8 protein-coding genes are annotated in these 12,439 nt (G+C 49.7%); 6 read left to right on the top strand and 2 right to left on the bottom strand.

The features are described from left to right. The first annotated feature begins 7 nt into the window (after positions 1 to 7). Positions 8 to 364 carry a hypothetical protein gene (locus BM347_RS00810; protein WP_093914534.1) on the top strand — a complete coding sequence of 119 codons (357 nt, stop codon included), beginning with the start codon at positions 8 to 10 and terminating at the stop codon, positions 362 to 364. Then, positions 336 to 791, top strand: a complete 456-nt coding sequence (locus BM347_RS00805; protein ID WP_139226432.1) for a hypothetical protein — start codon at positions 336 to 338, stop codon at positions 789 to 791. The genes BM347_RS00810 and BM347_RS00805 overlap by 29 nt, the downstream gene beginning before the upstream one ends. Positions 792 to 863: 72 nt before the next feature. On the opposite strand, the gene BM347_RS00800 is transcribed toward BM347_RS00805, so the two are convergent. Next, on the bottom strand, positions 864 to 2,093 hold the full coding sequence (locus BM347_RS00800) for a MobA/MobL family protein (protein WP_175498454.1): 1,230 nt from the start codon (positions 2,091 to 2,093) through the stop codon (positions 864 to 866). 221 nt (positions 2,094 to 2,314) lie between these two features. Here BM347_RS00800 and BM347_RS00795 point away from each other — a divergent pair, with 221 nt between their 5' ends. Next, positions 2,315 to 2,668, top strand: a complete 354-nt coding sequence (locus BM347_RS00795) for a hypothetical protein (protein WP_093914531.1) — start codon at positions 2,315 to 2,317, stop codon at positions 2,666 to 2,668. 282 nt (positions 2,669 to 2,950) lie between these two features. Here BM347_RS00795 and BM347_RS00785 read toward each other — a convergent pair whose 3' ends face one another. Then, entirely contained in the window at positions 2,951 to 4,288 is a 1,338-nt protein-coding gene (locus BM347_RS00785; RefSeq protein ID WP_093914529.1) for a reverse transcriptase domain-containing protein, read from the bottom strand. A gap of 716 nt (positions 4,289 to 5,004) precedes the next feature. Between BM347_RS00785 and BM347_RS00775 the strand changes: the two genes are divergently transcribed. The 3 genes from BM347_RS00775 (at position 5,005) to BM347_RS00765 (ending at position 12,400) form a co-directional block, all read left to right on the top strand. Further along, complete coding sequence (locus BM347_RS00775) at positions 5,005 to 5,976, top strand: hypothetical protein (protein WP_093914527.1); 972 nt, start codon at positions 5,005 to 5,007, stop codon at positions 5,974 to 5,976. A gap of 574 nt (positions 5,977 to 6,550) precedes the next feature. Continuing rightward, positions 6,551 to 10,180 carry a YobI family P-loop NTPase gene (locus BM347_RS00770; RefSeq protein ID WP_093914526.1) on the top strand — a complete coding sequence of 1,210 codons (3,630 nt, stop codon included), beginning with the start codon at positions 6,551 to 6,553 and terminating at the stop codon, positions 10,178 to 10,180. A gap of 624 nt (positions 10,181 to 10,804) precedes the next feature. Further along, positions 10,805 to 12,400 (top strand): FAD/NAD(P)-binding protein, encoded by a 1,596-nt coding sequence (locus BM347_RS00765; RefSeq protein WP_139226431.1) that lies wholly within the window; start codon positions 10,805 to 10,807, stop codon positions 12,398 to 12,400. Positions 12,401 to 12,439: the final 39 nt, after the last annotated feature.

Raw genomic sequence — 12,439 nt, 5'->3', positions numbered from 1 at the left:
TAATCGAATGCTCGCCCTCCCTATCGCCCTACCTGCTATTCTTGCTGGACAAATTGACATCGAGACTGTGAAGATAAAGTGTGAAATCGACAATGCGCTTCCAGTAAAATTTCGATCTTCGTTGAAGGAGCTAACGCTTGACGTCTGGGGTACGTTTCAATTCGATAAAACCAATCGATTTATTAAGTTTTCGCTCTCAACTGAACGCATTTCAAAAGCTTCTTTTCAGGTGACTTTCGACAATGAGACTTTCTCGCACGCGAAATATACTGTGGAACATCAGGTGGTTTCCGCTTGGTTAGACATGGCGATTAAGCGGCGCATAAGCTGGGGACGTGAACTCGCCCAATATTTCCGACGATGATCTCGACAACCGCGCATTTGGCGGATTGGTCAGATTAGTCGGAAACCACACAAGCGCTCAAGAGCACGTCGCGCTACAAGAACTTTTTCTTTTCCGTCTGTGTCAGGCGGAACGCGAAATACGCAAGACCGCAAAGTCAAATCATTCAACACTTGAAGCCATCTCAAAAGCTCAACCTCTTCTCCAGCTTCTGGACGATGAAAGGTTGAGGGCGAAGGATTGGGCAGTTGCGGCCAGTGAGCGCGAACTCAAACTGGTCCATTACGGCGAAGAAACAATCCCGAAGGAAATTCACCTAATTTATGCTTACCGCCGCTACCACATGAATAGACGAGAGAATTTCCCACTTTTCAATCAATGGGGTGAGCCATGGGGCAAAGCGAGTAAAGTGAACTGCGCTTCCAAGACTGTATCCGCAGCAGCATGATCGTCTCGGCGGGCGACCGCAACTCTTCGGGTCTGAACGCCGGTCGACACCGCTCGGTTTTAAGCTTTACTCCTAAGCGCCGCGTGTTCTCTGGCGCTGCCGTTGACGAGCAAACCTACTCGCAGCATTTTTGTTGATTTCTACGTTCGGCGGAATCCCCGACCCTGAAGTAGCCGCTGTTTCCGTCTCCGGATTCATACGCCGGTCTGAAGCCGGATCAATCGTTTCATCCCTACCGCCTTTTGCCCAAGCCATTGCCGCTGCATAAGGATCGAGCGCGTCAAGGTGTGGTGCTGCTTCAATCGCTGCGACACGCGCCGTCTCGGTTTTCGTAGCCGCGATCTTTGCTTCCGCTTCTGACGCCTCCATGCGCCTTGCGGCCTCCGTCTGGTTAGCGTGTTCTCTCGCTCTCTCCAACCTGCCTTTTTCGCGTTCAAGCGCCCGAAGCGTCAACCAGCTATCCCAGCAATTTGCATTATGTTTTTGGGTTTCTGCTCGATCGACTCCAAGGTAAGTACTATCTTCACCGACCTCTAACTCTCGCTGACGTCCACGCGCGGCATTTTTAGGTCCCATCTTCTTTTGCGCCATCAGACCTTCAGGCGCATCGCCAGCCGCCGCCATTTTCTTGTAACTGCGCAAATCTACTTTCTCATTGATGCCATGTTTAATAAGCAAGCGATTGACGCGGCGCTCCCACTCATCTCGAACAGACTGGACAAACTTCGGTCCCTTCACGATATGATCGAGATCACGCAGTTTTTTTGTGAACTGTCCTGTTTCGTCGCACCAGTGCCGTGTTGGGCAGAGAATATGAACATGCTGGTTCAGAGGGTTCCCTCGTTCGTCTTTTCGCACCTTGATTGGCTTCTTCCTTCCCTCGGTCTGTGGCCTAAGATCAGATAATATCTCTTTGTCCGCCCCGTCCGACAGCGGATGATGGATTGACGCAAATGAGGAAACACCATGGGTCTCATGCATCCAGAGGCAATATCCGCGGACCAATTTCCGCTGAACATCGAGCGGTAGATCGACGGGCAGCGATATCACAAATTCCCGTGCCAGCCGTGCTCCCGGGTGTTTTTCAACGGCATCTGCCGCATTCCAGATCCGCTCTGGATCATGCGGCATTTTGATAGACTCGACCGAGACGACATCGCGGCGGCACTGATAGTTCTTTAATCGCCCAGTGCGGTCGCAGCGGTAGCGCTCGCCAGCACAATAGGCGGCAGCAGCAACAATCGAAGTACAGTTGCTGCGGTTGCGGATCTTAATCTCGAGACGTGATGCTTTGTGTATCATAAAGAGGACTTGGTGCCCGCAGCCGAAGTCCGCTCCCGAAAAAAAGCCCGCGGCAGGCGCGCGGCAACTCCACCGGAGTTGCGTAACCGCGCCCTTCGCCTTTTTTGGCTTCGGGTTTATCGGCACCCACCTCATCTGCCGTCAAAAATTGTAATTCCCGCGCGAAATTCCTGGCAAAGACCTATGTCCAATTCAACAATGCCAAAATCGGAGAAATCGTAATGGTAAACATCGACCAAAAAATCGCAGCCGCCGAGAAGAAGATTGACAGAGAACGGCAAAAGCTGCGCGATCTAAAAGCACAATCCAGTAAGCAGGAACGTAGAGATGATACCCGCCGAAAAATCCTTTACGGCGCAGCATACCTTGCTGGCCTAAACACCTTGTCCGAGCGGCAGCAAGAACAGAGTCTGGAGCGCATTCACGCTCTGATTCGATCACAAAGAGATCGAGATTTCTTGGGGCTTTCTGTGCTCGATTATGAATGCTTCGCCGGAACGGAGAAATCGAAAAAGCTTGATGGGGTAAAGACACAAAGCCTGCCGTTCATACCTTCAGACGCTCCCAAGAGCTGACCACGACCTCCAGATTTGCTTCGATCGACGCGTGCCTTTCACTTTCTGATGAGTGTCACCTCATCAGGCTGGCATCCGAATAGATGCACGCTCCAACCTGGATCTTCACAACGACATCATGGATCATGTCCGTCGGCACGACAGACCATTCACGCAAGCGGATGGGCTTACCAGAACGACCACGGATTCGATTGGCAAACGCTCCCTGCTTAGTGATCCCAACGTGCGGGCGGAAGGTCTGGCCTCCGTCGGACAGCGCGGCCTCAGTACCATAGCCTGCAATCAAGAATTGGGATCATACCGACGGGACGCGAAAAACATTTCAACTGTAGATGGAAGGCCGTAGACCGTCGCCTTTTGAGATAGGCTTAACCCACGCGTATGGCGGGCCACAATCTGATTGTATTTTTCGACGCGCTTCGCAATCCGTTCGTCAACGTGCTCGAAGATGGTTACGTCGTCACAGAACGCAAAAGACTTTTGCCAACCATATAGCTTTTTTCCGAGTGTGTGTAGGACAGAGCTTGGAGATTGCTGCGAATGAAAGGAACCGCCCTTTTCCTTGAAGCGCTTGATGGTGTTTTGAGATTTAGAAAACGTGTCCTCTGCGTCGGCTAAAATACGTTTCACAGATGCGGCGCTCGGCACACACTTTTTCGGATGTAGAGTGCATCCCAAGAACCCGAAACTGTCTGAACACCTTCCAGTCTCGGCCTTATCGCTCCCGTTAATAGGTTCATAGAGGGTAAAACCAAGGTTTTTCAGCTTTAACTGCGCTAAGGCGACTGCCGCATCCAGTTTCCCCTGAGTATCTGCAACGATCATTATATCGTCAATATAGCGAATTCCGGTGACGCCCAACGCGTTAATTTCATGATCCATATCATAAAGAAGCACGTTGCCAGCAAAAGCTGACAGGGAGGAGCCTTGAGCTACTCCGTGCCCATTAGAAGGAAATAGGTGCGCATACCCACGAAGCTCATCCTCGTTGCCAAGGTGTACTTCAAGGCCAAGTGCAAACAGGTCTGCCAGTTTGTCATCGCCTGTTTCTTTCCTGACGAACTCGATAACCGGGGCCACCGGAATGTCAGTGAAGAACGCCTTGATGTCAGAGCGGTAAAAAAGCGTCGCTCCGTGATTCATGGCTGACATGATTGCATCGATACCACGCCCAACACCTCCATAGGGTTTGATCAGCCCCCCAACGCCATAAGCGGATGAGTTTACGTCATTAATCTTACCCAAAGCCGGATTCACGGTAGTTTCGAAACGACCATCGACCTCTTTGACATCCCGGGGTTTGCGTGGTTGTAAAATTTGTAAGATAGCACGCTGTACAACACGGTTTTTAAGGGTGGCGATTGCTATCGGCCTTGGATCCTTATTTGCTCTCTCACGCTCTTTTTTATCGGCGAGCACACCTTGTACCGCATCGAATTCAAACGTCCCCTGCTGCAACTGGCGAATGAAACGCTTGATGTAGCGCTGATGCTGGTGCTCAAAAACTGACGCCGCGCCTTTGATCTCCATGTTAGCGGAACTCAGCGCACTTCTTTTAACATGACGCCATGCGGCGAACATATTGCTTTCAGCTCGAACTGCCTTGAAAAGATCACCCATAAGTTCTCCGGTTCGGACCCCCGTGCATGCATCTCCGACCGTTGACGGGTACTTCATCCATCTCGCCTGAATATTCCCAGACAAGAGACACGTTGGCAGCCAAGGCCACCTCGGTATTGCCACCATGACGCGCGATCCGCATGGACAGTGCCAGCTTCACGTCGGACGCCATCGCAACAATGGACGATCACAATATAGTGCTCCCAGAACTGCGCTTCAATAGATGTTGAACCGTTTTCCATTATATTCAGGTAAATGGGCTGGACTTATAAAGAACAATTTCACATTGGGGATGAATTCATGTGTCCCTCCAGAAATAGAGCCTTAGTCTTACATGACCGCAATAATTGAAGCTATCTAAGCGGAAATTCGCTATTCCGTACTGCGACACTTCCCTGCAACTGCGTTCGGAGTTGATGCCCCCACCCTTCGTGTTGATCCAATCAGAACTTCACCGAAGTTCAGCTTCGACACCAACCTGCATGATCGAACCCTTATTCTTGGCTGGAGAGAAACTTTCGATTTTGATTGCCGGCGGTCACTTGCCTAATCCATCACATCCGTCCTGTATGTAGGTCATCAAGCTGCACCGCCTCAAAACTACTTCGAGCTCTGGTTGACGGATGCAGCGCAGTAAACCAAGGTCAACATGAGAGAAATACGGCTTGCCTTTTCGTAATCACTTTTTGCATTATCTAAATTATTGGTGTGACATCATGCTTTACAACCGCATTATCAAGCAGGGAACCATTAACGAGCCAGAGGGTAAACCGGACCCGCAATTCGCGCTACCCGCGACTGTTAACTGGATGCGTGCGCTGCGAATATTAGCCGAGGACGAGGGCATCGATTTCACGGCGGCGATTTCCTATTACAGGCAGGAAGGCAAGCGGAACATGGATGCCCGGGTGGAGAACACCGTTCTCGAGCAGCTCTTCCTCGGACTCCATCATCTTTCCGCGCTTGATCAGTTTCGCGGCGGAACGACAGCCGCGGACTATGCCCGGGTCGGGGTTCTGGCCTGGTATTATGGCATCGCCAATGCAGCGAGCGCGATGACAGCCGCTCAATCCGGGTCGTTTCAAGAGGACCATGCGGGGACGGCTCGTCTGTGGGACGAACAGATCGCAAGCCGAAGTCTGGCCATGGCACCATTTAGTTGGAGGGTTAGTAGCCTCGTGGGGAAGACCTACAAGACAGAGATCGACGCACTACGGAACGCCAGCAGCGGAAAGCTCCAGACGCAACCAATCACCAAAGACGACGCGCAAGGCGCAGCAGCCGGTTACCTATCAGGGTCGGCGAAATGGTATGCATGGAAAACGGAGGAGGATCTAAGGCGCAACCGTGCGTTCAGGGATTTGGGAGTAGACAACTTTCGATCAAAGCCAGCGCGAGCATTGCGTGATCAGTGGCTCGATCGGAAACCTGTAGGCTTTGTTCACCAGGCAGCCCGTTACCGTGGCAAAGCGAACTATAGGGAAGCGCTGTTTCTCGCATACGGACCTGGTACCGAGACCCTTCTTTCTGGATACATCGATGACATGCATGCAGTCCTAAAGGCGTTTCTCGTAATGGCCGGTGCATTTGCAAGTCGGAAGCTGGGCAAGAACTTGTGGTTGGAATTCGTCGCAGACGTCGATGCAAAGAAGGCCTTCACAACGAGCGCCAGCAACATCTGGACATGATTGAGTCTCTATGGATATTTGTGCGAATTTAGCAGCAAGATTATAAGCCTTGGTACCAAAGAAGACGCTGAAGCAGGAAAAATTTTAGAACGCGACCAATTAGCCCGCACTGCTGCCGATCAATCGCCAAAGGGCACAGTGCTTGAGGCAAGCATCAACCTCAGCGTGCGGGAAGGCGGAACTTATGGGCTACCTTCCTAATCGGTCGCCAGCTGTCGCGGCAACTATGCAAATTTCGATCACTGGACACTGCTGAAGCTATCTTCAAACGCAGCGCTGATTAAGGGCCAACCCTCGAATATTATGGCCATCATGTTTACGCTGGCAATGTCACCGATATATTGGGCCGCAAGCGAGAGTTCGCAACGTTCAATCCACCGTCCTTGGACAAGCGACAAACAGATACTTGAACCTTTACGGAAGTAGAGATCCAAATTCGTATAAACTGCATTTTATTGTGCTGCAGAGAGCTGTTGGAGCTCAGTTGAGTTCTAATTATTAGTAATGGGTCTTTGCGCACCCGCTAAAGCTGATAGAAACATCGCAACCACACCCGAACCCGGACGTAGATAAAGTGAAAATTATTCAAAAGCTTCAACGGGCCTTGTTGCCCTTTTTTTCTATAACAACAGAAGTAAACGCGCAGAGTGGTAAGTTCGTTGATCTTGCCCCTACAAGCCAGGCCGACGAAAAAGGAGCCTACTTCGAGGCACTCAATTTCGCGACCAACAATGCCGCCGTATTCAACATTGCGCTAACCGGCCCGTACGGCTCGGGAAAAAGTAGTGTGATCAAATCGTTTCTCAGGAGATACAGCCGACCTTATCTGCAGATATCGCTGGCATCTTTTGTTTCAGATTCGGACAGCAGTAACTTTTCTACATTGTCCGATGACCGAACATCCAACGTCAATAATCAAGAAATTGAAATAAGCATTCTTCAGCAAATGCTGTACGGTGCTGACGCCAACAGTTTGCCTCTTTCACGCTTCAAACGCATTCAATCACCAAAGTGGTGGGCATCAGCTGTTTCGCTATTGATCATATTCGGCTGCATGTCCGTATGGTATCTACTGCAACACAAAACCGAGATCGCATCTGGCGAATTCTTTCAACCACTTGACTGGTCGAATTGGGTTAATCTCAACGTCTTCGCTTTTGGCTTCTTGTTTCTTTGGCTGATATTGCATCGAATTTATCTCCAGAGCTTCGGATTATCTCTGAAGGGCATCTCTCTGAAAGATATTGAAATCGCTCCAGAAAACGCTGGTGAAGAATCAATCCTCAGTCGCCACCTCGATGAAATCATTTACTTTTTCCAGTCAACTTCCTACGATCTGGTTATTATTGAAGACTTGGATCGCTTCGACAATCCAGAAATCTTTGTAACTCTCCGCGAAATCAATGGCTTGATAAATTCAAACAAGGGTGTGAAACGCCATGTTCGGTTCTTGTATGCTCTTCGAGACGACATGTTTGACAATACGGACCGAACTAAATTCTTTGAATTCATTGTTCCAATCGTTCCAATCATCAATCACTCGAACTCGATTGATAAGATTTTGGAGCAAGGGAAACGACTGTCGCTCGTGGAACGTCTCGACCCGCAGTTTTTGAGGGAAGTGTCGCGCTATCTGAACGACCTAAGGCTAATTCACAATATTTTCAACGAATATGCCATCTATGTTGATAATTTAGAGCGCGACGATGAGGGCGTTCTCAACGCAAATAAACTTTTGGCTTTGTTAATCTACAAGAACGTGTTGCCAAGCGACTTCGAAGCTCTTCATCAACAAAAAGGTGCTCTCGCTTCGTTACTTCAACGATATGAGGAATTCATTGAAATCACTGAAACTGACATCAAGGGTCAAATATCCGAAATAGAGGCCGAGATCGGTGAAGCAAACAAGCAGTTACCTAAGGATTTAGGAGAATTGCAAAAGATATATGCGATGGCCGTGATTGAAAAATTGCCACCTGGCCACGGTCACATACGCGTTAGCAATAATGAATTTGTCGTTGGTCAGCTCGCCAGCCGCGAGGACCTCGAACAGATAATGGCATCAGACAAAATCGTAACTTCGCAGAATCCAAATGGCGGTTGGCAACAGAGCCGTCTTCCAGACATTGAAAAGGAGGTTGATGAGAGTAAAACTTTCGTTGAACGGAAGGCGGAAATTGAGAAAAAATCGGCTAAGTACGTAGCAAAATCTGGGCAGACAGTTCGAGATTTGAAGTCGGACATCTCAGTTTTGCGTATTCGGAAGTTTGCCGAGGTTATCCGTGCAAACTCCACCTTAGCCGAAGCCTGCTTCAAGGATCTGGGAGACAACAAGGAACTGATGAAATTTTTGGTGTTTGAGGGACATCTCGACGATACCTACTACCAATACACTTCATTGTTTCACAAAGGCCGTTTGTCTCCTTATGACAACAAATTCCTAATCCAAATTCGAAGCTTCAACACGCCCGATCCTGACGTCCAGATTGACAACCCAGCCGAAGTGATTGTCGCGATGCGGGAGGCCGACTTTAGGCAAAGCTATGTCTTGAATTGCCATATCGTTGATTGCCTCTTTGATAATCAAGCGAAGTATGCTGAGCAGATATCTTCTACACTGGCTTACATTTCTACAAATTTTGATGACTGCCGTCAGTTCTTCAATAGCTATTATGAAAGGGGGCGAAATGTTCAGGCTTTTGTTGCGTCCCTTGCCTCCCAATGGTCCGAGTTTCCAGCCATCGCTGCCGAAAGCGAACAGAACGTTTCGCATATTTCCAGATTGGTTGCCTACGCTCCCGAACAGATGCTGACAGAGGCACCATACGCGGAAGGGCCTGTATCTGCGGTTTTCTCCACGAGCACCCGAGAAGTGCTCAGCGAAGGCGTTGAAATTGAGCTGTCGAGACTAAGTCAATTGAACATAGAAGTATTTAATCTACCAAGCCTTGCCGATTTTCCAAAGGAAATTGAGTTTATAATGGATGGTGGTCTGTATCAGGTCAACATTCCGAACATTCAGTTCATATTCGAGAGCATGCATAGCACTATCGAGATCAGCTTGCTGGAGAAGAGCCACTACACCACAATTCTGGCGTCCAATAACACAACTCTGAAAACCCGCGTTGAGGCAGATTTCATTCGGTATGTCCGGCGTGTGCTTCTCAAGCTTGAAAGCAACACAAGCGAAGACGAGTCTGCGATATTGGCCGCCCTGCAGCACGATGAGGTCGCAACCGAATACTTGGAAGAATACTGGGAGAGACAAACGGCAATTCTGTCCTCACTTGCAGAGATTCCCCACTATTTTCACCCGTATGCTTTTGAGAAAAAACGTATAGATCCCTCATGGGATAATTGCCTTAGGTTCTTAAACAGCGAAAGCTTTAGTTCTGAACATTTGACCAATTACTTGCAGGACGATGACATCAGAAAATTGCTTCTTGCCATAGACATCCCAGATAGCAAAGAAGCACTCCAAATTCGCGAGTTTTTGCTAAACAATGGGAATTTTGACGATGATACCTATAGGTCCTATATCTCAAAACTTTCCAAGCAATTCAAAAATTTCCCGACCGACTTGAGTCATGATAAGTTGAAGATCTTGATCGAAGAGAAAAAAATCTTGTTCTCCGTTCAGAACTTTATTTTTCTGGGGGACCAACTTGATCTCAAATTACAATTTGTTGCGCAAAATATCGATGTATTCCTGAGCGCGTCAAGTGACTTCGAAATCGACGATAACTTCAGAGCAGGACTTCTGAGTTCAGAGATTTCTGACGACCAAAAGAGAACTATCGTTAAAGATATGGACCCCGTGTCAATCACCGCGGATGGCACTCGAGCATCAGTTGTTGGCCCCATTTTGGATCGAACAAGCTTCGAGACAGATGGGTTCGGATTTGACTTCCTTCGGTCAGTAATTGTCAACTCCAGCCCTGCGTCGGTTCAGGTATCTCTGCTGAACAAAAGCCAAGAAGCGCTGAACGTCGAGCAAGTTCGAAGTATTCTTGAGGGATTGCCTGAACCATACTCTGAAATTGCTAATTTTGGAAAGTCACCAAAGATCGAAAACACGGCAGACCACCGATCTCTGGCAGAGTGGCTGGAAAAACGTCAAATCATCTCATCTTGGAAGCCCACATTCTCGGAGAAAGACATCCAAATTCATACTTTTAGAAAAGCAAAAGAGAAACCAGAATAGCTCGCGCACTGCCGGTCAAAGGTGAGACTGAAACCAAATATCCGGGATAATCTCAAAAGAAACTCCAACTTCAGCAATAAAAATATTCTGCCAAACGCAAGAGAGCCTTGCGGAGTTTGTGGTTTTTCCCTTGGAACAGCGTGGGACACCCACCTGATAAACCATTGATTTCCATTCCGCCCAGTCGGCCAGATCGTGGGACACCTACGCCTATATTTCATTGGAACTTTGGGCACTTTTGGGAGGCCCCTACGGGCTGCCACTTGTACCGCTTACATTCTGATATAGTTGCCATATATCGCCGCTGAATGCCCCTAATATCATTGCGGGTCTTCTTATCGTGCGCCATCCCCGTCACCAAGCCCCCCGCCGCCGCAGGCAAGCAGTTCACCACATGCCTATCTGCCGCCAAGCGTCTGCGACCCTTAGATTTTCCCAAAGGTACTGGACAATCTTCCCATGGGTACACGGAACTTTTCGGATGGCAGCGTGTTGACTGACAACTGGTAGCGACATGCTTGCATTCGCACGCGGACCTGACCGCTGTGCACGATCTAAAACTGTGCAGGTAATGGCAAAATCGGGGCTGGTACATATGCACCTCATCAACCGAAAGCGCAAAATGTGAACAATTCAAAGATGACCCACACGCCAAAGATCGTAATTATTGGCGCGGGTCCGATGGCCATCTACACTGCCAAAGGGCTGCTACACGGGGATGCCCCACTTGAATTAACCATCTTTGACGCAACCGATCAGGTCGGATGTGGCATGCCCTATCGCGCGGGCATGAATGCCGATTACATGTATTGTAACGCCTTCAGCCGCGAGATTCCGTCAATTACGCAGCCGCTTGTGTCTTGGCTGCATGATCAAGACGACGCATTCCTGAACGCTTGGGACCTGGCGCGCGACGACATCGACGCGCGCGATTTTTACCCGCGCGTCTTGCTTGGCCACTATATGAAGTCCGAGTTTGATCAGCTGTGCGAGGCAGGTCGAAACGCAGGCCATACGGTGCGTGTTTTGCCAAATCACAAAGTCGTCGATGTTGTCCCGACCGAAAGTACTATCAAGTTAGAGGCTATGACACCTGACGGCCAATCGTCTTTTGCCTTCGATAAGGTGGTGTTGGCCACAGGGCACGACTGGCCCACTGCCCCTAAAATTGGGGGTGCCGATCTGGTGTCGCCATGGCCCTATACGAATATCACGGACCTGCCCGCCGGGCGGGTTGGTGTGCTGGGGTCATCCCTGTCGGCGATTGATGTGATTGTCGCCTTGGGTAAACAGCACGGCACGTTTATAGAAGAAGGCGACAAGGTCAGTTGGTTCAGCAACCCCGACAGCGAAGCGATGTCCGTCACGATGGTATCGCACAAGGGCATCATGCCGGAGCCGGATTTTTACTATCCCTACCCTTACGAAACATTGCAACACGTGCACCCCGAGGCCGTTTCAGCGGAGCTGGAAAGCGGCACTGGTGCCCTGCTTGAGAGGGTCTTTGCCTTGCTACTGGCCGAGCTGAACGACGCCGCGCCTGACTACATGGAGGCATTAGGGCCGAAGGCGCAATCCATAGACGGGTTTTCAGAAGCTTACTTTAACCACCGCGAAACCGTCGGCGGCCTGCGCGCCCTGCGCGAGACCCTGACCGCCGCCGTCAAATCGAAAGAGAATAAAGAGACACAACATCACCGTTATGCGCTTTTGCGTGGGCATGAGAACTTTGAGATGATCCTTGAACATCTAAACGATGAGGATTGGCAGATTTTTAGCGAAAAGCTCATGCCGGTTTTCGGCGACTGCTATGCCGCGATCCCTCATATCTCGGTCCGGCGGGTGCTGGCGTTATATGATGCCGGCGTTTTGCAAATTATTCCCACAGGCCCGGAATCGTCGTTCAGCAATAGCCATTCTGGCGGGGTGACAGTCAAAACAGTCGATGGTGATATCACGTTCGACGCATTGATAGATGCCCGTGGACAAGCGGCGGCAGCACTCTCTGATTTGCCATTTCCGAGCTTGGTCAGTAAATTGTCCGCACCTAAAGGCGATCTGCGCGCGCCGTTCAAGCTTGATCTTTCAACTCCAACCAAAGGGGCCGTTTACTGCCTGTCGATGCCGCAGATTTTGCAGCGGCATCCGTTCTCGCAAGGTTTGCCCAATTGTGACGCGCTTGGCCGCGACGTATCAAAAGATATTCTACGCAGCATTTAGACACATGTATTTCCCGATCGCGGTCATGTTTTGGCCGAA

The sequence above is a fragment of the Sulfitobacter marinus genome (assembly GCF_900116285.1).
GTDB classification, from domain to species: domain Bacteria; phylum Pseudomonadota; class Alphaproteobacteria; order Rhodobacterales; family Rhodobacteraceae; genus Sulfitobacter; species Sulfitobacter marinus.
The sequence above is the reverse complement of the archived record's forward strand: the minus strand, read 5'-3'. Positions and strand labels throughout refer to the sequence as shown.